Here is a 232-nt window from a genome sequence, read left to right on the forward strand (position 1 = left end):
CCAGATTTTTAAAGAGCAAATATCTCAAACGTAACTCACCGAGTTAGTTTTGAGATATGGAGGTCGGCGACTTTCACTCACGAACCAGCAAGTGGCGTCCCCTAGGGGATTCGAACCCCTGTTACCGCCGTGAAAGGGCGGTGTCCTGGGCCTCTAGACGAAGGGGACACTGAAGTCTCAATCGCAAGACGCCTTGCTATTTACTTTTCATCAGACAATCTGTGTGAGCACT

General features: G+C 49.6%; 1 tRNA gene. It reads right to left on the reverse strand.

Annotated features, from left to right (window positions below):
* Positions 1-92: 92 nt before the first annotated feature.
* A tRNA-Glu gene (locus E0L20_RS23810) sits at positions 93-168 on the reverse strand.
* Between the last annotated feature and the right edge of the window lie 64 nt (positions 169-232).

Origin of the sequence: Enterobacter wuhouensis (assembly GCF_004331265.1) — a bacterium.
Classification (GTDB): Bacteria; Pseudomonadota; Gammaproteobacteria; order Enterobacterales; family Enterobacteriaceae; genus Enterobacter; species Enterobacter wuhouensis.